Genomic DNA, 23,575 nt, shown 5'->3' on the forward strand with positions numbered 1-23,575 from the left:
ATATCTTCTATTTTAATAAGATTTTGTTGAGGAGATAATAAAGTGAAACTTTAATCAGGGGGGCTTCATTCCCCACTGATTATGAGCCCTCACCAATCGGGCTGCCCTAAAATAGCGGGATAAAATTTTGTAAAGAAACTATTTGTATTTTCATAAAATAAGCTGCCATTGTTATGGCAGCAAGAAGAGTTATTTTTGTAATGATTTATAGTATTGTCCTTTTTCAACATATTGCTTACGAATACGTTCCATATCTTTTCGATCTGCATCTGTTAATTCACGAATGACTTTTGCGGGACGTCCAAATGCAAGTGTATGAGGAGGTATTTTCTTTCCTTGTGAAACTAAGCTTCCAGCGCCGATAAAAGCACCTTCACCAATTTCAGCACCGTCTAAAATGATAGACCCCATCCCGATTAAAGCGTCTTTTTTTATCATGCAGCTATGTAAAATTACTTGATGTCCAATTGTAACATCATCTTCTAAAATGAGAGGATATTGCGGACTTTGATGCAGGGTACATTGATCTTGTACATTCACTCTATTTCCGATGATGGTTGGAGACACATCCCCCCGAATGACAGTGTTAAACCAAATGCTGGATTCTTCACCGATTGTAACGTCACCTGTAATCGTAACGTAGTCAGCAATAAAAGCACTACTCGCAATTTTCGGATTTTTATCTTTGTAAGAATAGATCATGTTCAGCCTTCCTTTCCTAGAGACTATTTTTAGTGTATCAAATTATGAAACAGAGTGAAATGGAGGAGAATTATATGTGGAATTATGAAGCGGAATCGGCAAAGGCTGTTATCGTAATTGTGCATGGTGCCATGGAATACCATGGACGTTATGAAGCGCTGGCAGAAGAGTGGAATCACATTGGGTATCATGTTGTTATGGGAGATCTTCCTGCTCATGGAACAACGTCAAGAAATAGAGGACATATTAATTCGTTTGATGAATACATAGAAGAGGTCAAAGTATGGATAAAAGAAGCGAGAAAGTATAGACTACCTATTTTTTTATTGGGACATAGTATGGGGGGACTTATCATCATTCGAATGATGGAAGAAACGAAGCGCGAAGATATAGATGGTATTATATTAAGTTCACCATGCTTAGGGGTGTTAGCTACTCCAGCGGCACCACTTCGAGCTCTGGCGAAGGTATTAAATATTGTTATGCCGAAATTACAATTTCCGACGAATCTTACAGTGGAAATGTCAACAAGAAATAAAGAAGTTCGCGATGCAATGGAAAATGATTCATTGTTCTTGCGCAAGGTATCCGTTCGCTGGTATAGTGAATTGATAAAATCTACACGAATTGCTCATGAAAAAATAGATGAGTTCCCAGACGTTCCGCTCTTGCTAATGCAGGCGTGTGAGGATAAACTAGTAGATAAAACAAGTGTCCGTAAATGGTTTGATAATTTAAAAATCAGTGATAAGGCGTATAAAGAATGGCCGAATTGTTATCATGAGTTATTAAATGAGTATGAGCGAGATGAAGTTTTTAATTATATCAAGTCATTTACTGAAATGCATGTCAATAACAGAATAGAAACAAATAAATAATGAATTTGTACATTTAATAGAGGAGATGAAGGCCGAAGTGAACGTACCGAGTAATCCCATAACGCTCATGGCGAAAGTATACCGTGATGTGTTTCCGGTAGTACACCATGAGCTGGCAATGTGGAAAGAGCGTGCTTATCATATTCCGAATGACGAACTCCATAATCAAGCGCTTGCAAGTATTGAACATAAAACGTTTCATTGTGAGGGTGGTAGTATTTTAGCTCTACTTGCAAATGAGCAAAGGGAGGAATGTATTCGATTTATTGTAGCGTATCAGACGATTAGCGATTACTTAGATAATTTATGTGATCGCAGTACATCGCTTGATCCGAAAGATTTTGCTGCACTTCATGAATCAATGTTAATGGCGTTAACACCTGAAAGTGAAAGTGGTGGCAATTATTATCGATATCGTGATGACCAAGATGATGGTGGATATTTAGATGAACTTGTAGCTACTTGTCAGGATGTGTTAAGGAAAACGAAGCATTACGATAAAATTGCACCTATTCTTCATGAACTTGCATGTTATTATTGTGATTTGCAAATTCATAAGCACGTGAAATTAGAAGAACGAGAGCCGCGTTTACAAACGTGGTTTGAAGCTCATAAAGAAAGTGTTCCACCAATGAGCTGGTTTGAATTTTCAGCATGCGCAGGATCAACTCTTGGAATTTTTTGTCTCGTGGCGTATGCTTTCCATGACGAATTACTTGATGAGGATATTATAAAGATTAAACAAGGGTATTTTCCTTACGTGCAAGGTCTTCATATTTTACTGGATTATTTCATTGATCAAGAAGAAGACCGAATTGGCGGTGATTTGAATTTTTGTAGCTATTATGAAAATGAGCAGGTCATATTAGCAAGAATGAAACATTTTGTGCAAGAGGCGGAAAAAAGTATTAGTGACTTGCCGCATGCGAAATTTCATCGTTTAATTAGCCGCGGATTATTGGGGATTTATTTGTCGGATCAAAAAGTTTTAGAGAAAAAGAATATGCAGCATATAGCACGGCGCATTGTGAAATATGGCGGTTTCACTTCACGATTCTTCTATTGGAACGGTAAGATGTACCGAAAGAAAATGGCGCAGTGACGTAAAAAGACCACTCTGTTTAAGAGTGGCTTTTTACTATTAGCACATAAGGAGGGGAGTCAGTGAAGACAGAGAGAATGCTTTCGATACTTATTTATTTGCTGCAAAAAGATATCATTTCTGCTGAAGAGTTAGCCAACACATTTGAAGTTAGCAAACGAACGATTTATCGAGATATTGATGCGTTATCGGCGATTGGCATTCCGATTATTTCTTATTTAGGAAAGAATGGCGGTTTTACGCTAATTGATAATTATCGATTAGACAAGTTTACATTTAGCGAAGAGGAAAAGCGTTTTTTACTAGAAGGTTTAACTTTAAAAAGCGAGCTTTTTGATGACGAGCAATTATCCATTTTGCAAAAGAAAATAGAGGTATTGAAAGAAACAAAGAGAGATCACACGTCAAATATGACAGTTTCGTTCTCTACGTTACACCGAGAAACGATAGAAGAAGAGACAAAACAAAAGGTGAAAAAAGTGCTTGTGATGATTGAGAAGGAGCAGAAACTGCAGATTTCATATGTATCACAAACAGGACATCTATCAAAGCGAATCATTCAGCCATTAAAACTAAATTTTATGAATGGTAGCTGGTATTTAGAAGCAGTTTGTGTATTAAGAAAGGCTTTAAGAGTATTCAAATTGACTAGAATTAGAAGAATGGACATAATCGATGATAATACTGAGATTGTTTATGATAGAAAGCCTGAATTTATAAAGGAGCGCAAAGAAAAGTTAGAACAGATTATGCTGTTATTTTCTAAAAGTACATTAGGTAAACTGTATGATTTCTTTACGGATGAAGAAATTGAAATACTTGAAGAGGGAGATGTACAAGTCACTTTTCAATATGATATTAATAAAAATATATTACCATTTTTGCTGATGTTTGGCAGAAATGTAAAAATTGTAGAACCGTTATGGCTAAAAAAGAAATATAGAGAAGAAATTGAATATATTTATAAAAGCTGACAGACTGTTGTCATATTTTGTATGTTACCCTTTACTTATTAAATATTGGGGGGATATACATGAATATAGCAGTTACTGAAAAACAGGTGTATGGGAAAAAGGTGAGAACAAGTAACCAAAATATACACAGTATATTTAAGTTATGGGAAGAGTTTCTTCAGCTTGATTTAAAAGGTGACGTATATGGTGTTTATACGAACTATGAAAGTGATTATACAGGTGAGTATGATTTGTATATCGGCACAGAAAAGGAGCTTGTCGCGGCACATAAAATGATTATTCCAGCTGGAAATTATTACGTTGTTGAAGTAGACAATAGCAATCCGCAAGGTGTATTTCACGCTTGGGAAAAAATTTGGCAAAGTGATATAAAACGAGCCTATCAAACGGATTTTGAATTTTACTCTAAGGATGGAAGTATTAAAATATTTTTATCAATTGAAGAATAAATGGACAACCGGCTCCTTTAAAAGAGTCGGTTGTTTTTATTTTGGATATTTAAGATGTAAGTTGTGATTTGTTTCTTATATATTGATGCACAACCGCTTTTGCAAGACATACAGATGAATCTACAAAGTAAAGGCTGCCAGTTTCGCTGTTTGTGACAACATTTAAATCGGTACAGGCAATGATAGCAGCATCTACTGTTTCTGCTAACTCTATAGAAAGAGTATTCCATAATTCATTTGCTTTATGTAGATGACCTTTTTTTATGCTTGAAATGATTTGTATTGTATCTTTTTGCCAACTCTCTTTATGTATATATTCTATACCAAGCTTTGTAATTTCGTTTTGATAAATACGAGATTGCACAGTGGCATTTGTTGCTAAGAGGGTCACTTTATGAATATGATTTGGTAGTTCTTTCAGCGTCTCATCAATTATATTTAAAAGAGGGAGAGCGACTGCATTTTGTATTTCGTTAAAATATAAATGAGCCGTATTACATGGCATGGCAATAAAATCAACACCTATGTTTTCAAGTCTTTGAGCGCCAGTGACAATTGCTTGTTTCATTGCTTCATGATCAATAGGTTTATCTATATAAAATGGTGTCGGACAAGAGTAAATCATCATATGTGGAAAATCTATATCATTTTTTGCCCCATATATTTGTTGACATTGTTCTACTACGGTGTCAATAAATGGCCCTGTTGATTTCGGCCCCATTCCTGCTAGTATTCCAATCATTTCTGTATATCCTCCTAATTTCATAATTTAAATTTAACAATTCTCGTTTTTGTCTACGTGTTCCTTCTTCTTGCAAGATAAAGAAACAAAATCATTAAAATAAAGGAATATGCAAGTGACCATGCAGTAAGCCATAGTGTATGGATAGCCAAGTTATGTTTATAAGAACTCAGCATCATAAAATCGTTAATAGGTGGAAAAATCCATAGTAGTTCGGGCCATTCTTTTTTGAGACGAATGGATGCAATCGTAATCAGTAATATAAATGAAAGGGAAAGCCAAGCTGTGCTTGCTTTTTTTATGATGTTTCGTGTAAATAGTGTTGCAATGGAAACGCCGAGTATAGATAAAGAAAAGTGGGACAGAAATCCTGTGATAAATAAGGAAAGCGTCATTTTTTCTTTAAACATTTGAAAGGCAATAGGATATATAACAGAAATAAGAGAAAGAATACTGCAAATAAGAAGAGCTGTTCCATATTTGCCAAGGTATAAGGTTCGTATATTTTTAGTATGTGAAAGAGTAATTTGTTCTTGAACAGGGTCTTCTGTATGAAATAGTGTAATGGTAATCCACGCTGCAAGTAAATAGAGCATAAGAGCAGTTTCTAAATACGTGGAAACAATTGGGTTTGGTTTGTAGGCATAAACAAAAAGTAAACTTACGATATACATCGCAATTGGTGGTATGTATTTATATGACTTTGTATAATCAAGAAAGTTGTAACGAATGAGTGCAATCATAAAAATCCTCCTTTTGTTTTAACGATTTAGGTTGTAATAATGTAATGGATGCATTGTTATGTAATAAATAGTGAAGTATATCATTTGTGTAAGTTTTTTTGATGTGCAATTGAATAAGATGCTGCTTTACGGCATATGTAACATGGATGTAGCCAGGTTGTTTCTGTAATTCTGAGATAGAAAATGTATGTGGGACGATCGCTTCTATATAAATATGTTCTTTTTGAGTGATATCGGTTACCAATAGTTTGTCCTCTGCAATTGTATGATTGGCAATTGTTACAATTCGGTCGGCCAAGCTTACTAAGAGTTGTTTTTCATGGCAGGTGAAGAGAATCGTGAGACCTTGTTCCTTTAATGTAAGCAATATATGTTCCAGTTTTTGCTGAGATTTTAGGTCGAGTCCAGAAAGTGGCTCATCTAACATTAATATATCAACATCGCTAAGGAGCGCTTGCATAATATTTGTTCTTTGCTTCATTCCTTTTGAAAAGTTTCTTATAACGGAATGATTCGCATGTTGTAAATGAAAAATTCCTAATAATGAAGGGATTTTACTTTGTAAATGCTCTTTTGAGAGGTGATGAATACGGCCGAGGTGATATAAATAATCTTCGAGTGTAAAACGAATATCTTCTGGAAACTGCTCGGGTACATATCCAATCTTTATACTCGATTCTTTGTAAATTGTGCCTGCTGTCGGATGAATAAATCCAGCGATGATTTTGAGCAAAGTGCTTTTTCCAGTACCATTGCCGCCAACTATAGCAACAGCTTGTCCTTGTGGAATGGATAGATGGATGTTTTCTAATATAAGTTGTTTGCCATATTTCTTTTGGATTTCTTTTAGTTCTAGCAACAAAATACTTCCACCTTTCTATATATTATATGTATATCCATTATATGGTTTTTGTTTGGGTGGTACAATACAAAAAAGACGTGCACATACCACACGTCCCTTTGTTGATTTTTGTCGAGCGGCCGATATGTCATGTCGAAACGCCGATATATTTTAATTTGCGCCGATATAATTGGAGTTATGTTCGATATATCAAAAAAATCGCCGATATATTTAACGTTTCTCAATGGCCACAATAAATGGTGGGTTATTTTGTTGATTGATAAATCCATAGCGAAGGACATGTGCTTGTTTTTGATCCAAACTTTCAGCAAATTGTAGAACAGCATCACGCTCTATTTTTCCTTCTGGATGTCCGTGATAAATGACAAGAACGATGATTCCTTCCGGTGCCATAATTTCTAACAATTGTTCAATGGCAGCAATTGTCGAGTTCGGCTTTGTAACGATATGTTTGTCGCCACCAGGCAGGTAACCTAAATTAAAAATAGCTCCCGTTACTTTTCCTTTTGCTTCTGCTGGCAAGACGGATAGTAGCGTATCGTGGCTATCATGAATGAAAACTGTTCGTTCTTCTAATCCTTTTTCTTTTAGGCGAGCAGTGGAATTTTCAATGGCTTCTTTTTGAATATCAAATCCAAATACTTTCCCGTTCTCTCCAACAATCTCTGCTAAAAAACAAGCATCATGACCATTGCCAAGGGTTGCATCAACGGCATAATCGCCCTCTTTGACAGCTGTTTGTAAAAGTGTGCGCGCAAATGGTAGGACACGTTCTAATTTCATACTTGTTTCACCTCGTTTGCAAATTTTCCTTGCCAACTTCCACGGCGTACAAACTCTGCATCGATAGAATTTAATACTTCCCATTTATTTAAGCTCCACATTGGACCAATCATTAAGTCAGGAGGACCATCACCTGTGATGCGATGCACAATCATGTCTGCGGGAATGATTTCAAGTTGGTCAACAACGAGATTTACGTAATCTTTTAAGGAAAGAAATTGTAATTGTCCTTTTTCATATTGCTTCACCATAGGTGTCCCTTTTAGTAAATGAAGCAGATGGATTTTAATCCCTTGCACATCAAGTTTTGCCACTTCACGTGCAGTTTCCATCATCATATCATAGTCTTCAAGCGGAAGGCCGTTAATAATGTGAGAACATACATTAATGCCATGTTTACGAAGTTTATTTACGCCTTCTATATATGTTGGATAATCATGAGCACGGTTAATCAGGTTCGCAGTGCGTTCGTGAACAGTTTGTAAGCCAAGTTCAACCCAAAGATATGTGCGTTTATTTAATTCAGCTAAATATTCTACAACATCGTCAGGTAAGCAGTCTGGGCGCGTTGCGATGGAGAGACCGACTACGTCCTTTTCTGCTAAAAGAGGTTCGAACTTTTCTTTTAATACTTCAACTGGAGCGTGGGTATTTGTATATGCTTGGAAATAGGCAATACATTTTCCATCCTTCCACTTTGTGTGCATTTTTTCCTTCATTTCATAATATTGCGTTACAACATCGTCGCGACGATCACCAGCAAAGTCACCAGAACCAGCAGCGCTGCAAAACGTACAACCGCCGTATGCGACTGTGCCATCACGGTTCGGGCAGTCAAAGCCGGCATCTAATGAAACTTTAAAAATTTTTTCACCAAATTCTTTTCGTAAATGATAGTTCCACGTATGGTAACGTTTGTTATCATTTGTATATGGGAAAGGGTTTTGAACCTTCATACTTATATTCCTCCTACATTTAAGAGCGTACAGTAAAAACAAAATCCATTATAACATACTCATAAGGTTGATATGGAAGGGACACACTAAAGGGGAAGTAACGGCAAGGAGGAATTTGTTATGGCAGAGCGTCAATCACTTGAAGTATACATTACGCAAGCTGAACAGGCGATGGAATATGCAAAAGAGCAGTTAGATATTGGAAGTAGGCAAGAGCATTACAATACAATGGAGTATTCAGATGCTCAGTTAAAGTTAGAACAAGCTTATAATGATTTACAAGTGATGCAGCAACATGCGAATGATGAACAGCGTGAGCAGCTAAATCGTGTGCGTATGGCAATTAGACAATTGCAACATCAAATGATTGTTACGCCGCACTAATAAGGAGTGAATAAAAGTGGCAAAACGTTCTGATCAAAATAATCCAGAGCAAAAAACACAAAATGGGCATAACGCTGAGTTTTCAAATGAACTTGACCCAGTTGTTCAAGCGAAACAACGTAATCGTAAAAAAGGACAACCTCAAAAATCGAAGCAATCAGAGTGAGTCAGGTCGAAGTATGACCTGACTTTATTTTGTAATCTTACGTATTGGACGCTTACAATTTTACAGAAATTAACGATGTGACAAGCTGCTTAAAAAATAAGCCAGCTTGCCTCGTAGCTTATAAAGCATGATGAAAGTCGCTTTTTATAGAGAAATATATTATGCTTGATAACCGAGAAAAGATTTGGAGGAAACAACAATGATTGCACATATTGGCACAGTCGCACTTTACGTAGATGATCAACAACAGGCACTTGAATTTTGGACAGAGAAGGCTGGATTTGAAGTATATCGTAATGACCCAATGGGGGCAAATGCAAGTTGGATTGAAGTAGGACCAAAAGGAGCCCGGTCACACTTAGTTATTTATCCAAAAACAATGATGCCAAATGCAAATGAGTTAAAAGCATCAATTGTATTTGTAACAGACAATATGACAGAGACGTATGAGACAATGAAGAAAAACGGTGTGGGGTTTAAACAAGAACCAAACGAAATGCCTTGGGGAACTTTCGCGATCTTTCAAGATAATGAAGGAAATGAGTTTGTGTTAAAAGGTTAATATATAAAGCTGAGCTTATGTAAGCCCAGCTTTATATATATTACAAAAATGTAAGGTAAATGTAATATTAACCAATGGTAGAGATTCGGGAAAAGATGCAAAATAGGAAGCAGAAAACATGTAGGAGGATGTATATGAGCAAATCAGTTGTAGACGTAAAAAACGTCCAAAAAGTGTACGGTAAAAAAGGTGAAAATCAATCTTATGCTTTAAAAGGTGTATCGTTTTCGATTCAAGAGGGAGAATTTGTTGGGATTATGGGACCATCTGGTTCTGGGAAAACAACATTACTAAATGTGATTTCAACGTTAGATAAAGCAACAGGTGGTGTTGTTGAAATTGCAGGAACGGATATTACAAAGATGAAGCAAGGGGAGCTATCTGATTTTCGTTCTCAAAAATTAGGATTTATCTTTCAAGACTTCAACTTACTGGAGAACTTAACGATTTATGAAAACATTGCTCTTCCGCTATCACTTCAAGGTGTTTCATCACGCAAGATTGGACCAAAAGTAGAAAAGGTAGCAGAAATGCTAGGGATTTCAGAGATACTTCAAAAATATCCATCTGAAGTATCTGGGGGACAAAAGCAACGTTCAGCAGCAGCACGTGCCCTTGTGCATGAGCCAGCTATTATTTTAGGGGACGAGCCAACCGGAGCGCTTGATTCCAAAAATGCAACAAGCCTTTTAGAAGCCATGAAGAATTTAAATGAAGAACAAGGTGTATCCATTATGATGGTAACGCACGATCCATACAGTGCAAGTTACTGTGAGCGTATTTTATTCATTCAAGATGGTGAGTTATATAAAGAGATTCATCGAAGTGGAACACGTGAAGACTTTTATAAAGAAATATTAGATGTGCTTGCAGATTTAGGCACAAAAAAAGCGTAAGAAAGGAGGTAACAGGATGTTATTTAAGCTGTCTATGTCAGGATTAAAAAGTAAGCTGAAAGATTATATCGTCTTACTAATTGGTCTTGTCATGTCTATTTCAATTTTTTATATGTTCCAAACGTTAGCGTTGAATAAAGCATTTCTTCAATCTAACTCGGTCATTCAATCGATTACTTTCGTCTTTCAAGCTGGTTCGTTTTTACTAGCAATTATTACGTTCTTTTATATTTTATATGCGAATTCTTTCTTATTATCGCTTCGCCAAAAAGAATTTGGCATGTATATGATGTTAGGAGCAAAGAAACATAAAATTACTTTGCTTATGTTTATGGAAACAGTCATTATTGGAGTTGCCTCTCTCGTAATTGGGATTATAGTTGGTACAGGGCTTGCACAAGGAATCGGTCAATTATTGATGAAACAATTAGAGTTTACTGGAAGTGGTTATCAAGCGTTTTATATTCCATCGATGACCGTTACTTGTATTTTCTTTTTTGTATTATTTGTATTATCAGCAATTATGAACAGTATTAAGTTATCACGTATTTCCGTTTTACAACTTGTTCATGCAGATGCGCAAGCAGAGCGCATTAGAGTGAAAGGGCAACTAACTAGTATTATTGCGGTACTTGCAGTTATTTTATTAGGAATTGGATATGCCTCCATGATTTATATGGATAAGTTAAAGCAAATGGGCATTATTATTGCGCTAATTACAGTAACATCAGGAACTTACATGCTGTTCGGAGCACTTCTTCCGGTTATTATTAAAAAGCTAAAGAGTAACAAAAAGCGGAATGAAAAAGGATTGAATGCCTTTACATTTGCACAATTAAATTTCCGGATTAATAGTTTAACAAGAGTACTTGCAACAGTGGCGATGTTAATTGCACTGGGTGCAGGAGCCATTTCTGGCGGGATGGCGTTTAAAAATAATGTAATGAATACAGTGGATCTTTTTGAAGTATATGATGCAGTAATTCATAATCCAACAGCTGAACAAAAGAAAATTTTAGACGGGATTTCATTTCAAGAGAAAAGCGAATATCGCTATAAAGTAGACGATAAATTTGTTTACTACTTAAATGAAGATTTAGAAAAGAATCGTCCGATTATAATGGATACATCTAATCGTGAAAATGCGGAAAGTTTAAAAGATGTTGCTAAGTTTAAAAAAGTGTCTGAAGAACTTCCAGTTGGAGCAATTTCAGGTGGAAATGAAAAAGATCCTAACGCAAAGGTACTGCCAGAAGAGTGGAATGAAGTATTCTTTAAAATAGAACCTTTCTATGTCCATCCTAATCATACCATAAAAATTGTTGATAAAAAGATGTATAACGATATGCAAGGTACAGAAGGTATTGTATTTCTTGGAAAAACAGATGATTTTGTCACATACACAAAAGAATGGAAAAAACTTGACGAATTGCAGGAAGCGAAATATAAAAATGCAAAAGAAGGAAGCTTCCAAAGTAAATATACAATGTATACAGGATTTTACACGATTGCTAGCGGGACAGTATTTATGGGGTTCTTCCTTGGAATTGCTTTCTTAGCAATGATGGCAAGTTGCTTAATGTTTAAAATTCTCTCTGGCGCTTCTAAAGATATTACACGTTATCAAATGCTTCGTAAAATTGGAGTGCGTCGTGAGTTATTAACGAAATCTATTTATAAAGAGTTATTTTTCGTATTCTTATTTCCGGCAATTATAGGTATTGTCCATGTGTTAGTTGGTATGAATATCTTCGGATTTATTTTAATTGATCCGTACTTCCGCATTTGGGTTCCAATTGTTATTTTCGTAGTCATTTACGCTATTTACTACTTAATTACAGTTCAATTGTATAAAGGAATTGTTCTTCCGAAAGAAGAGTAAGGGAAAAATACCGAGCAGAGAATGTTCGGTATTTTTTCTACTATTATCTGAATTTCATCAACTATTAATCAGTTGCCTTCCTATTTAAAAACGACTACAATTTTACTGTTATATAAGAACGAAAAAAACAGAATAGGAGGGGACACGATGCCAAGAAAAGTATGGCTATTAGTAGCTGGAATGATTATTAATGTCACAGGTGCTTCTTTTTTATGGCCTTTTAATACAATTTATTTACACGACCATTTAGGTAAATCTTTGTCAGTGGCCGGAATGGTATTAATGATTAACTCACTTACGGGCGTAATTGGAAATTTGCTTGGTGGTACATTGTTTGATAAGTGGGGCGGATATAAATCGACGTTACTTGGAATTGTGATTACACTTGTTGCTATTTTAGGTCTTGTATTTTTCCATGGTTGGCCATTGTATGTCATTTGGCTTGCATTAATTGGTTTCGGTTCGGGAATGGTCTTTCCATCGATGTATGCAATGGTTGGTGCAGTTTGGCCAGAAGGTGGAAGGCGTGCATTTAATGCGATGTATGTTGGACAAAATGTCGGAATTGCTGTTGGCACAGCATGCGGTGGCCTAGTTGCTTCTTATCGCTTTGATTATATTTTCTTAGCAAACTTTATTTTGTACTTTATTTTCTTTTTAATTGCTTTTATCGGTTTTCGCGGTATGGAGGATCAAAAAGAGCAACGTCTACAAACAGAAGTTAAAATGAACAAAGGGTATTCGCTCACACCGGGATTTAAAGCGCTTCTTATTGTTTGTGTAGCATATGCGTTATGTTGGGTTACGTATGTACAGTGGCAAGGGGCAATTGCAACGCATATGCAAGAGTTAAATATTAGTTTGCGTCATTACAGTTTATTATGGACAATCAATGGAGCGATGATTGTTTGTGCACAGCCGCTTGTAAGTATGATGATTCGTGCAATGAAGCGTTCTTTAAAGCAGCAAATTATGATCGGAATTGGTATTTTTGTAGCATCATTTTTTGTATTAAGTCAGGCGGAGCAATTTACAATGTTTCTTGTCGCGATGGTGACATTAACAATTGGAGAATTATTTGTATGGCCGGCTGTTCCAACAATTGCAAATATACTAGCGCCAAATGATAAACTTGGTTTTTATCAAGGGGTTGTCAATAGCGCAGCAACTGTAGGGAAAATGTTTGGACCGGTTGTTGGTGGAGCAATTGTTGATTTATACAATATGGAAGTATTGTTTATAGCAATTATGGTAATGCTTGTAATAGCATTTTTTGCCACAAGCATTTTTGATAAGAAAGTAAAAGTGGAAGAAACAGTGAACGAAAAAATTGCAGTTTAGTTTGACGGAACATATAACATGTTTTAGAATATATTTAACTTCACTCATATTTTTAATAACAGCGAGAAGGAGTAGTAGTAAGCGAAACGGGTCTAGAGAGTTGACGGTTGGTGCAAGTCAATCCATGTTTCATTATGAACTCGCCTTTGAGTTGCGATTGTGAACTTAAGTAGCAATGGCCGTTCATCCACGTTACGGATTTAAGTGAATGTAAGTATTTACATTAATTTAGGGTGGTACCGCGGGAATCTATAACCTCTCGTCCCTTTTTAGGGATGAGAGGTTTTTTGTATTTTAGGCGGTGAAAATAAATTGTATTTTAAGGAGGGAATCTCATGAGCTTTAATCATCAAGAAATTGAGAAGAAGTGGCAAGCGTATTGGGAAGAGAATAAAACATTCCGTACGCCAGATGAGACAGACAAACCAAAATTTTATGCATTAGATATGTTCCCATATCCATCAGGTGCAGGTCTTCACGTAGGACATCCAGAGGGATATACAGCAACAGATATTTTATCACGTATGAAACGTATGCAAGGGTATAATGTTCTTCATCCAATGGGATGGGATGCATTCGGTCTTCCAGCAGAGCAATATGCACTTGATACGGGGAATAGCCCAGCGGAATTTACAGAGAAAAATATTAACACATTCCGTAATCAAATTAAGTCACTTGGCTTCTCATACGATTGGGATCGCGAAGTAAATACAACAGATCCGAATTACTATAAATGGACACAATGGATTTTCTTAAAGCTATTTGAAAAAGGTTTAGCTTACGTGGATGAAATTCCTGTAAACTGGTGCCCAGCACTTGGTACAGTGCTTGCGAATGAAGAAGTAATTGATGGTAAGAGTGAGCGCGGTGGACACCCTGTTGAGCGCCGTCCGATGAAACAATGGATGCTAAAAATTACTGCATATGCAGATCGCTTACTAGAAGACTTAGATGAGCTTGATTGGCCAGAAAGTTTAAAAGATATGCAACGCAACTGGATTGGACGTTCTGAAGGTGCAGAAGTACATTTTAATATCGACGGTACAGATAAGAAATTTACAATCTTTACAACGCGCCCTGATACATTATTTGGAGCAACTTACTGCGTACTTGCTCCAGAGCATGCACTTGTTGCAGAAATTACAACAGAAGATCAAAAAGGAGCTGTAGAAGCTTACATTGATGTTGTAAAATCGAAAAGTGATTTAGAACGTACAGAGCTTGCGAAAGAAAAAACAGGTGTATTCACGGGTGCATACGCAATCAATCCTGTAAACGGAGAGAAATTACCAATTTGGATTGCTGATTATGTGCTTGCTAGCTATGGAACAGGTGCTGTAATGGCAGTTCCAGCTCATGATGAACGCGATTATGAGTTTGCCAAAACTTTTGATCTGCCAATGAAAGAAGTGGTAAAAGGCGGAGACATTACGAAAGAAGCATACACAGCTGATGGGGAACACATCGATTCTGCATTCCTTAATGGTTTAAATAAGGAAGAGGCAATTGCAAAAATGATTGAATGGCTTGAAGTAACAGGCGCAGGAAATCAAAAAGTAACGTACCGCCTTCGTGACTGGTTATTTAGTCGTCAACGTTATTGGGGTGAGCCAATTCCAATTATCCATTGGGAAGATGGTACGATGACAGCGGTGAAAGAAGAAGAATTACCGTTAGTTCTTCCAAAAACAGATAATATTCGTCCGTCTGGAACAGGTGAATCACCACTTGCAAACATCGATGAGTGGGTAAATGTTGTAGATCCAGAGACTGGTAAAAAAGGCCGTCGTGAAACAAATACAATGCCGCAATGGGCTGGTAGCTGCTGGTACTATTTACGTTATATCGATCCAAACAATAACGAAGCACTTGTAGATCCTGAAAAAGCAAAACAATGGCTTCCAGTTGATATTTATATTGGCGGGGCAGAGCATGCTGTACTTCATTTACTATATGCTCGTTTCTGGCATAAAGTATTATATGATATCGGTGTTGTTCCAACGAAAGAGCCATTCCAACAACTATTTAACCAAGGTATGATTTTAGGAGAAAACAACGAGAAAATGAGTAAGTCAAAAGGTAACGTTGTAAACCCTGATGACATCGTAGCAAGCCATGGTGCTGATACACTTCGTCTTTACGAAATGTTCATGGGACCATTAGATGCTTCAATCGCTTGGTCTGAAAACGGCCTTGATGGAGCGCGTCGTTTCTTAGATCGCGTATGGCGCCTATTCGTTCAAGAAAACGGTGAATTAAGCGAGAAAATTACAGATGCGCCGAATAAAGAGCTTGAAAAAGCATATCACCAAACAGTGAAGAAAGTAACAGAAGACTATGAAGAGCTTCATTTTAATACTGCAATTTCTCAAATGATGATGTTTATTAATGATGCATATAAAGCGGAAACGCTTCCGAAAGAATATGTAGAAGGTTTCGTGAAGTTACTTGCACCAGTTGCACCGCACATTGCAGAGGAACTTTGGAGCAAGCTTGGTTATAATGAAACAATCACATATGCAAGCTGGCCAACATTTGATGAGTCTAAACTTGTAGAAGATGAAGTAGAAATTGTTGTTCAAGTAATGGGAAAAGTTCGTGCAAAACTGAAAATGAAAAAAGACGCATCAAAAGAAGAAATGGAACAACTTGCACTTGAAGAAGTGAAAGAACAAATTGAAGGGAAAACAGTTCGCAAAGTAATTGTCGTTCCTGGAAAACTTGTTAATATTGTTGCAAACTGATGAAAAAGAGCAGTCCTTTATAAGAAGGCTGCTCTTTTTCATAGTGGAAAAAAGATGAATTCCTATACAGACAAACACCTATTCAATTGTGTGCAATATGATAAAAAAGGTAGACTAAACTTGAGAAGAAGAGGTGAAAGAAATGAAAGGGATAGATAATAAAGCACCATATGGATTTATGATTAGTGGAGACCATCACTATGCTCCGATGGGAATTGGTGGAGGAGCAGGAGGATTCCCGCCATCTGTAGCTGGTGTGCAAACAGGAATGCCAGGGGTAGCACCAGGGTTTCCAGGAGGATTCTCTCCAGGGGCTGTAATGGGTAGCCAACTAGGGGGACCGACTGTATTTCCAGCACCAGGAATTGGTGTTGCAGCAGGTATAGGAGCAGTGAATCCATATGGTGTTTACGGACATCATGGACACCACGGACATCATGGACACCACGGACATCACGGACATCATGGACACCACGGACATCACGGACAACATGGGCATCACGGACATCACGGGCATCATGGACATCACGGGCATCATGGACATCACGGACATCATGGACAGTATGGACACCACGGACATCATGGGCACCACGGACACCATGGGCATCATGGACATCAACAAGACCAGCACCATCATCAAGGACAACATCATCAAACTTGGTACGGCGGAGCGACAAGGGATTCCGAAGGGACAGATGGTCATACAGGATATAATGGATGTTGATGATTGGAATCTAGCACATATAAAAAATTCTCTTGTGCGCAAGGGGATTTTTTTATTGGGCATAGTAAGGTGAGGAGGTGTTACATATGGGAAAAGGTAGAAGTAATAATGCTGGTAAAAAACAGCCGAATTTTGATGATTCATCTAACTTTGCTAAGCAAAGTCAACCGACAGAGAAAAAGAAGAAATAGTGGAAAGGAGCTATCTTGTTTGGATAGCTCCTTTTTACATAATTTTCATTTTAATGATTTTGCTAATGCTTCTTGGCGTTGACGCTCGATTTCTGCGCGAAGTTGTGGCTCGGGTGCTTGCCAACCTTCTGGTTTTAAAATTTTGCCGTCTCCTTCGCGAAAGCGCGGTTTTCCATCAGGAAATAACTTTGCCATATTGGCATTATTCACAATTTCAAATCCTTTATCTGGACGCACTCCCATTTCTGCAAATGTTCCAAAGGCAAAATAAATAAGATCGATTAATGCATCATATTGATCTTCTAGAGTTGTTGCTTCTAAAAACTCTTCTAATTCTTCTTGCATAAAGCTTGCGCGAATCTTTGCACGTTCTTCCGTTAATTTTGTTGGTACATCTGTAACTGGGTGTCCGAATACTTCATGCATTTTTGCGACAAGTTCATATCCTTTATCTAGACCTTTTTCGTTAGACATGTTGTTTCATCCTTTCTTACTATGTGCCGAATTCCATTGTAACATAAGATCTTTGTTATTCTTCTTTCTTTATGAAAAATGATACAGCGATATCGATTCCGAATATTCCGACAAGAAGTGATGGAATAACAATGAGTAAATAACGAGTGAAAGAAACATTTTTTAAATATGTATGTGCAAATAAAAATACTAAGAGAAATAGAACCCCATTTAAAATAGGTTTTATCAATTTTTTTAACATAAGCTCTCCCGTAACTCCTTTTTCTCTATGTAAGGCATAAAAAAACTCCCCCTTCTCCGTTGTACCATGCTAGAGGGAGGAGTTCAATCTTTATGTTAGATTCTATTATTCAATAACCCCTGAATTTGTAATATTTACTTTATATTGAACTTTAATAGGTACATCTTTATACATTGCTTTCCATTTCTCTAAGTTGAATGGTCGATAGTGCTGCCTAAATCTTGCCCCAAGGCCAATGGGATCGACATCCAAAGATTGAAAGTGTTTAATGAGTTTTGCTGCTCTTGTATTGAGTTGTTTTTCGATAGATCTAGCAATTTTTTGTGTATTCTTCTTATTTTCCAAACTAAATTTTCTTGATAATTCTTGAATACGTGCATCAAGTTTCACTGTAATGAGAAAAGAAGGTCTGCCGTTTTTTACATGTACTTGGTAAGTAGGGGTAGAGCGAATATTATTAATGATTGTGTATCCAGGGTTTGTTTTGAATTCCTGTGAATCTAATCGATGTTTTTCAACTAATCCTTTAAATACAAACAGATCTCGTTGCTTGATTTTCCCGACATATTTATCTTTCTTGAAAAGAGCAATACCAGTAATTTTTACTTTGTCTTTGCTTTTTTTTAAGATAGGAATATAGTAGTCTTGGCCTACGCGATAATAACGGAATGCACCCAAATGTACATTATCGGTTGGCAAAGGACCAGTTTGCATATTATGCTCCAATAACTTTTTTATATAAATTGCAACATTTGATGAGGTTGTATACTTTTCTTCAAATAATTCACGCCCATTTCCATCTAATAAGGCAACATATAAGGCATTTCCGACATTTACATCACGAATGAGCGTGTCAAATGAAGTGGACAATCCTTTTTTAGCGATGTTCATTGTGAACAGAGCAACGCGCATTTGGCCGTTTGCAAACGGTTGGGAAGATGTTAAAGCAGTATCGGCTTTTACTTGTTTTACAGCATTCCCTACCCCTTCAAAAACTTCAACTTTATTTCCTTTTTCCTGTACGGGACAAACAAATGTTACTTTTACTTTATCATCTTTCGCTGTATCAAAAACCGTTCCTTGAATGAGCTGAATATCATCAATAATCGTTTTTTGTAAGCAACCAGTCATACTAAACATACAGAAACAGGAAAGGAGAATTACTTTTGTTTTGATTTTTTCCATTTTCTTTTCACCCACATAATAAGAAATAAAATCGGGATGTACATATAAATAACAAAAAAGCTAGTATGAGATATCATGTTAATAAAATCATTAATATCGTGTCGATTTGTTAATAGTTGTGAAATAATGATTGTAATGAACAAAAGAGCGATTAAAATCTTTTTTTGTTTCACACGAAAGACTTCATATGTACCTCTTGTTGCAGCCCATAATGGAAGTAAGAAACTTGGCATAATGACAAGAGCGTAAGCAGAGATTGCAATGTACTCTAAGCGCTCAATAAAGGGAAGTTGAATAACCTGTGTCATAGAAAGCTGCGGCCATATTGTTTGTAATAACTGATTTTCACTAAAAAAAGCAAAGGCTAGCATAGTACTGAATACGTATAAAATGTTAGAAAATAGTGCGCCATATTGTGCGAATTTATGAGACTTTTGTGCCCCTTTTACAAATGGATAAATCATAAGGTATACTTCAAATCCAGTCATCGTGTAAATAGAGGATTGTGCTGCTTTTAATATATCCTGAACAGAATGAGAAAATATAGGAAGTAAATTTTCCCACTGTGCATATTTTAGAACAAATAAACTAAGGAAAAGATAACCGAAAATTCCGGCGATAGAAATTACGCATATGCCGGTCATAACGCGAAATCCTGATGAGATAATGTAATAGCTAAGTAAGCAGAAGAAAAAGGTCAATGTCCATGTAGAAGCGGTAGGAAACATCCATACTTGAACAATTTCGACATAGGTTCGGATAACGGAAATACTTATAATGAAAAAGTAAGTCACAAAGAGTAGGTTCATTCCTGTTCCAACCCACTTTCCGAACAGCTCTTGATGTAAATCAATTAAATTCCCCTCATTTTCTTTTAACAAGAAATGCATCATCCAGATGAGAATGTGGATGGTAATTCCTACAATGAGAACTCCTATCCAACCATCGTATCCTGCGGACTTTGCGATGATGCGTGCAAAGCCTAAAACCCCCGCTCCAAATTGTGCACCATGAATTAAGAAGAAAACAAAGATAGGTGATATTTGATATTTTGTTTTAACTTTACTCATAAGATGCACCTCGCTTTATTCATCAAAATCAGATCTATGTTTTATTGGAATACCTTTTGCAGTCTTTTTTACGTGCTGTGCTCTTGCTTGTACATCTCTTGTATCAATTACAGATAGAGGAAACCGCACCCAAGAGTCCTTAAAGGATTGTTTCCTTGCTGGATAAAAGAGGGCATATGGTTTGCGTAAAGATGATAGGCGGAATAAATGGGTAAATAAAAAAAGAAATCCAAGTACAATGCCTAAAAGTCCGCCTAATTCTGCACTAATCAGAAATGGGAATCGTAATAATCGCACAGTGTTTCCCATTTTATAAATAGGTGTAATAAAGGAAGCAAGTGCAGATAAAGCAACAATAATTAAGAGAATATTACTTGTTAAACCAGCTTCAACAGAGGCTTGACCAATTACAATCCCCCCTACAATACCGAGCGTTTGCCCTACTTTCATTGGGAGTCTGGCGCCTGCTTCTCTTAATAAATCAATTGCAAGTTCTAAAAATAGCGCTTCTATTAAAGGAGGGAATGGAACTTGGGCTCTGGATAAAATCAATGTTTCTAATAAGTCGCTTGGAATCAATTCATAATGATAGCTTAAGACAGCGACATATAATGGAGTTGCACAAATCGAAAAAAGAACAGCAATTAAACGTAACATTCTCGAAAATGTAGCATACATCCAAGAGACGTTGTAATCTTCAGGTGAAACAAAGAAATCAAAATAAGAGACAGGCGTAAGTAAAACGCTAGGTGAGCCGTCGACAAAAATAGCAATTTTTCCATCGATTAAAGCTTTTGTTACTCTATCAGTGCGCTCTGTATTAATATAGAGAGGGAAAATTGACTTTTCACCCATTAATTCTTGAATATAAGAACTGTCATTAATTTGATCATATTTAATTGTTCGAAGAGACTCTTCTAAGAAAGCAACATTTTCTTTTTCAGCAAGGTTGTCTAAGTACATCATCACAACCTTTGTCTTTGAAAAAGCTCCAATGATAATTTCTTTCGTTTGTAATGCTAATACTGGGAGGCGTTTTCGGACTAAATTTATATTTGTATCAATATCTTCGACGAAACCCTCTTGTGGGCCAACTACTGTTGATTCATTTAATGGTGCAGTTGGTGCTCGATAATTATCAATTGCGATATTTGCAAGTAGACATTTTTGATCTTTTTCATGTAATTGAACAATTGCGTGCCCCTTTAAGACCATATCTTCTATTTTTTGTAAATCATTTGTAATTATAATTCCACTCATTGGAATGTGTTCTTTCAATTCTTCTAATGTAGAGCATGTGCGTTCTAATAATGTTGGCATTAAATATTTTTGTAACTTTTCACCGTCAAGTGATGGCCGATAGTAAGAAATCCAGTATGGCATTGTTTCATCATCGGATGTGTGATAATTGACAAAATCGCTAGATGCTTTCAATTTCTCTAACAAATCTTGAAGAGTGTGAACCTTTTCTTTCTTCGGTTGACTGAAATCATAAATGCTATTGTCACTAGTATGTGTATGGGTTGCTTCTTGAACAGGTTGTTGCTTATTGAGGATCTGTTCTCCTCGCTGAGAAGCTTGATTAAGGTGCTGTTGTTCGGATTGCTTTTGCTCTCTTTGCTGAGAAGTTTGCACAAGGCGTTGCTGCTCGTCCTGCTTAGCAGTTTCCTTTTGGATCTTTGCTGTTTTTTTCTTTCGTAACCAGTTCCAAATCATTGCTTTCTCCCTCTTTAACTTATGTAAGATGATGTTAGTTTATGGTGTATTTTGTTTCTTATACATATGTCTGGAAAGAAAACTGTTATATAAAAAGAAGGTTTTCTTTTAGAAACGTGTAATCTTTTTATAAGCAAAATTGATTTGTTATGAAAATGATGGGACTTGAGATGGAGTATGAAAAATAATCAAATATGTAAAAGCAGTTGCCATTATAGACGGAAAAATTGAGCGGGTTAGTAGAGAGGTTGGAAGAATAAGATGTTTGAAAGGAGAAATGGAACGTGTATGTGAAAAAAGAGTGTTTTTCTTTGAAACAATTTACATTTGCAAATAAAAAGAAAATTCCTATTCAGATGGGATATGAAACATATGGGAAGTTAAATAAGGAAAAATCCAATGCGATTTTAGTTTGTCATTATTTTAGTGCAACGAGTCATGCGGCAGGAAAGTATACGGAGAATGATTTACTGCCTGGATGGTGGGATGGGTTGATTGGACCAGGAAAAGCAATTGATACGGACCAATACTTTGTTATATGTACGGATAATCTTTGTAATGTTCAAGTGAAAAATCCGTATGTTATAACGACAGGGCCAAAGTCAATGAATCCAGAAACCGGTTTGGAATATGGGATGGATTTTCCAGTATTCACTTTTTTAGATGTTGCTCGCATCCAATATGAATTAATAAAAGAAATAGGGATTAACAGGTTACACGCTGTAATTGGGCCATCGGCAGGTGGGATGATTGCGCAGCAATGGGCGGTTCATTATCCACATATGGTCGAACGAATGATAGGTGTAATTACGAATCCGCAAAATCCAGTTGTAACATCTGTGAATGTTTTGCGGAATGCAATTGATGCCATTCAGTTGGATCCGAAATGGCAGGATGGGACTTATGGGGAAGAGCAACCAATTAAGGGATTACATGTAGCAAGTAAAATGATGTTTATCAATGCATTTGATGCGAAGTATTATGAAAAGGAATTTCCGCGTAATAGTACCGAAACAAAACCGTATGAAAACTTTGGTTCACCGACATCATTTGAGAAAGAGATTGATTGCTTAACGCTTCAAAATATTCAATTTGTAGACGCAAATTCATGGATGTATACTGCAAAGGCAACGTTATTACATGATATTGCGTATGGCTTCTCCTCTATGGATGAGGCACTTTCACAAATTGAGGCAAATGTGCTGATGATTCCATGTAAGCAAGACGTATTACAACCAGCACATTATAATTATAAAATGGTTGATAGCCTGAAAAAACAAGGGAAATTTGCAGAAGTATATGAGATTGAAAGCACGAATGGACATATGGCTGGAGTGATGGATATCCATCTATTTGAGAAGAAATTGTATGAGTTTTTGAATCGTAAAATATCTAGTTTTGTATAAAGAAAGGTGCATATTTAGCAAGTAGCACCTTTCTTTATACAAACTTTAAACGAAAAATATACGTGGCAATGCATGCGCCGAAAAAAGCGATGCTAAGTAATAAAAGTAGGAATGAGATTTCTTGAAACGATAGCTTATTATAGTTTTTCTTCATATTAAATACAATGATAGAAAGAATAAGAAAAATAAGGCCCATAAAGAAAAATGAAAGTGTCATGTCACTTCGCTCCTTTCGTAAAACAAGTATTATGAGAATACAATGTGAAAGTTAGCTTTGTAAAGTATAAATATTGATAAAAAGTTGAGAAAGAGATAAGAAAAGGTACAGTTTCATTTCTTTGCGTTCAGCCATCAGCATGCTAAAATTGGTGAGTAAAGAGGAAAAATACTGTTTCAAAGTTT

The 23,575-nt window shown here is 36.4% G+C and carries 25 protein-coding genes and 1 other annotated feature; of the genes, 13 read left to right on the plus strand and 12 right to left on the minus strand.

Going from position 1 to position 23,575, the window contains the following annotated elements:
• Positions 1-189: 189 nt before the first annotated feature.
• Complete coding sequence (locus tag MR059_RS17310; protein ID WP_012095891.1) at positions 190-702, minus strand: gamma carbonic anhydrase; 513 nt, start codon at positions 700-702, stop codon at positions 190-192.
• Between the two features lie 74 nt (positions 703-776).
• On the opposite strand from MR059_RS17310, the gene MR059_RS17315 reads away from it, so the two are divergent.
• The 4 genes from MR059_RS17315 to MR059_RS17330 all read left to right on the plus strand — a co-directional run bounded on the left by MR059_RS17315 (position 777) and on the right by MR059_RS17330 (position 4,105).
• Positions 777-1,580: an alpha/beta hydrolase gene (locus MR059_RS17315; protein WP_012095890.1), complete on the plus strand. Its 804-nt coding sequence runs from the start codon at positions 777-779 to the stop codon at positions 1,578-1,580.
• Positions 1,581-1,617: 37 nt separating this feature from the next.
• Positions 1,618-2,682, plus strand: coding sequence for a tetraprenyl-beta-curcumene synthase family protein (locus MR059_RS17320; RefSeq protein ID WP_012095889.1), 1,065 nt, complete (start codon positions 1,618-1,620; stop codon positions 2,680-2,682).
• Positions 2,683-2,744: 62 nt separating this feature from the next.
• Entirely contained in the window at positions 2,745-3,656 is a 912-nt protein-coding gene (locus MR059_RS17325; protein ID WP_012095888.1) for a helix-turn-helix transcriptional regulator, read from the plus strand.
• A 59-nt stretch (positions 3,657-3,715) separates the two neighbouring features.
• A complete protein-coding gene (locus tag MR059_RS17330; RefSeq protein ID WP_012095887.1) occupies positions 3,716-4,105 on the plus strand; it encodes a GyrI-like domain-containing protein in 390 nt (129 codons plus the stop codon).
• A gap of 49 nt (positions 4,106-4,154) precedes the next feature.
• On the opposite strand, the gene MR059_RS17335 is transcribed toward MR059_RS17330, so the two are convergent.
• The 5 genes from MR059_RS17335 to mnmL all read right to left on the minus strand — a co-directional run bounded on the left by MR059_RS17335 (position 4,155) and on the right by mnmL (position 8,191).
• A complete protein-coding gene (locus tag MR059_RS17335) occupies positions 4,155-4,847 on the minus strand; it encodes an aspartate/glutamate racemase family protein (protein WP_041810081.1) in 693 nt (230 codons plus the stop codon).
• Positions 4,848-4,900: 53 nt separating this feature from the next.
• On the minus strand, positions 4,901-5,590 hold the full coding sequence (locus MR059_RS17340) for a hypothetical protein (RefSeq protein ID WP_012095885.1): 690 nt from the start codon (positions 5,588-5,590) through the stop codon (positions 4,901-4,903).
• Positions 5,559-6,452 carry an ABC transporter ATP-binding protein gene (locus MR059_RS17345; protein ID WP_012095884.1) on the minus strand — a complete coding sequence of 298 codons (894 nt, stop codon included), beginning with the start codon at positions 6,450-6,452 and terminating at the stop codon, positions 5,559-5,561. The genes MR059_RS17340 and MR059_RS17345 overlap by 32 nt, the downstream gene beginning before the upstream one ends.
• A 210-nt stretch (positions 6,453-6,662) precedes the next feature.
• A complete protein-coding gene (gene mnmM / locus MR059_RS17350; protein WP_012095883.1) occupies positions 6,663-7,235 on the minus strand; it encodes a tRNA 5-(aminomethyl)-2-thiouridylate-methyltransferase MnmM in 573 nt (190 codons plus the stop codon).
• Positions 7,232-8,191: a tRNA modification radical SAM protein MnmL/YtqA gene (gene mnmL, locus MR059_RS17355; RefSeq protein WP_012095882.1), complete on the minus strand. Its 960-nt coding sequence runs from the start codon at positions 8,189-8,191 to the stop codon at positions 7,232-7,234. Before mnmL ends, mnmM begins: the two co-directional genes overlap by 4 nt.
• Positions 8,192-8,311: 120 nt before the next feature.
• Here mnmL and MR059_RS17360 point away from each other — a divergent pair, with 120 nt between their 5' ends.
• From MR059_RS17360 to MR059_RS17395, 8 genes are all read left to right on the plus strand, one after another.
• The gene (locus MR059_RS17360; protein WP_012095881.1) at positions 8,312-8,575 is read left to right on the plus strand and encodes a YtzC family protein; all 264 of its coding nucleotides are present in this window, start codon (positions 8,312-8,314) and stop codon (positions 8,573-8,575) included.
• A 16-nt stretch (positions 8,576-8,591) separates the two neighbouring features.
• Entirely contained in the window at positions 8,592-8,741 is a 150-nt protein-coding gene (locus MR059_RS17365; protein ID WP_003208774.1) for a hypothetical protein, read from the plus strand.
• A gap of 199 nt (positions 8,742-8,940) precedes the next feature.
• Positions 8,941-9,303 carry a VOC family protein gene (locus tag MR059_RS17370; protein WP_012095880.1) on the plus strand — a complete coding sequence of 121 codons (363 nt, stop codon included), beginning with the start codon at positions 8,941-8,943 and terminating at the stop codon, positions 9,301-9,303.
• 134 nt (positions 9,304-9,437) lie between these two features.
• Positions 9,438-10,199: an ABC transporter ATP-binding protein gene (locus tag MR059_RS17375; protein WP_041810079.1), complete on the plus strand. Its 762-nt coding sequence runs from the start codon at positions 9,438-9,440 to the stop codon at positions 10,197-10,199.
• A 16-nt stretch (positions 10,200-10,215) separates the two neighbouring features.
• Positions 10,216-12,081: an FtsX-like permease family protein gene (locus MR059_RS17380; RefSeq protein ID WP_012095878.1), complete on the plus strand. Its 1,866-nt coding sequence runs from the start codon at positions 10,216-10,218 to the stop codon at positions 12,079-12,081.
• Positions 12,082-12,228: 147 nt separating this feature from the next.
• Positions 12,229-13,422, plus strand: coding sequence for an MDR family MFS transporter (locus MR059_RS17385; protein WP_012095877.1), 1,194 nt, complete (start codon positions 12,229-12,231; stop codon positions 13,420-13,422).
• Between the two features lie 52 nt (positions 13,423-13,474).
• Positions 13,475-13,692, plus strand: a binding site (T-box leader).
• Positions 13,693-13,757: 65 nt separating this feature from the next.
• Positions 13,758-16,166 carry a leucine--tRNA ligase gene (leuS, locus tag MR059_RS17390; RefSeq protein WP_012095876.1) on the plus strand — a complete coding sequence of 803 codons (2,409 nt, stop codon included), beginning with the start codon at positions 13,758-13,760 and terminating at the stop codon, positions 16,164-16,166.
• A 142-nt stretch (positions 16,167-16,308) separates the two neighbouring features.
• Entirely contained in the window at positions 16,309-16,890 is a 582-nt protein-coding gene (locus MR059_RS17395; RefSeq protein WP_180566377.1) for a vrrB protein, read from the plus strand.
• Positions 16,891-17,126: 236 nt separating this feature from the next.
• Here MR059_RS17395 and MR059_RS17400 read toward each other — a convergent pair whose 3' ends face one another.
• From MR059_RS17400 to MR059_RS17420, 5 genes are all read right to left on the minus strand, one after another.
• Positions 17,127-17,555 carry a pyrophosphohydrolase domain-containing protein gene (locus MR059_RS17400; protein WP_012095871.1) on the minus strand — a complete coding sequence of 143 codons (429 nt, stop codon included), beginning with the start codon at positions 17,553-17,555 and terminating at the stop codon, positions 17,127-17,129.
• Positions 17,556-17,610: 55 nt separating this feature from the next.
• Positions 17,611-17,796, minus strand: coding sequence for a hypothetical protein (locus MR059_RS17405; RefSeq protein WP_012095870.1), 186 nt, complete (start codon positions 17,794-17,796; stop codon positions 17,611-17,613).
• 105 nt (positions 17,797-17,901) lie between these two features.
• Positions 17,902-18,981, minus strand: a complete 1,080-nt coding sequence (locus tag MR059_RS17410) for a Ger(x)C family spore germination protein (RefSeq protein WP_012095869.1) — start codon at positions 18,979-18,981, stop codon at positions 17,902-17,904.
• Entirely contained in the window at positions 18,957-20,051 is a 1,095-nt protein-coding gene (locus MR059_RS17415) for a spore germination protein (RefSeq protein WP_242161921.1), read from the minus strand. The genes MR059_RS17410 and MR059_RS17415 overlap by 25 nt, the downstream gene beginning before the upstream one ends.
• Positions 20,052-20,066: 15 nt before the next feature.
• Entirely contained in the window at positions 20,067-21,767 is a 1,701-nt protein-coding gene (locus MR059_RS17420; protein WP_012095867.1) for a spore germination protein, read from the minus strand.
• 284 nt (positions 21,768-22,051) lie between these two features.
• Between MR059_RS17420 and MR059_RS17425 the strand changes: the two genes are divergently transcribed.
• Positions 22,052-23,173: a homoserine O-acetyltransferase family protein gene (locus tag MR059_RS17425; protein ID WP_012095866.1), complete on the plus strand. Its 1,122-nt coding sequence runs from the start codon at positions 22,052-22,054 to the stop codon at positions 23,171-23,173.
• A gap of 34 nt (positions 23,174-23,207) precedes the next feature.
• On the opposite strand, the gene MR059_RS17430 is transcribed toward MR059_RS17425, so the two are convergent.
• Entirely contained in the window at positions 23,208-23,390 is a 183-nt protein-coding gene (locus MR059_RS17430) for a hypothetical protein (protein ID WP_012095864.1), read from the minus strand.
• Positions 23,391-23,575 lie beyond the last annotated feature (185 nt).

It is taken from the genome of Bacillus cereus group sp. BfR-BA-01522 (assembly GCF_022662635.1).
Lineage (GTDB): Bacteria > Bacillota > Bacilli > Bacillales > Bacillaceae_G > Bacillus_A > Bacillus_A cytotoxicus.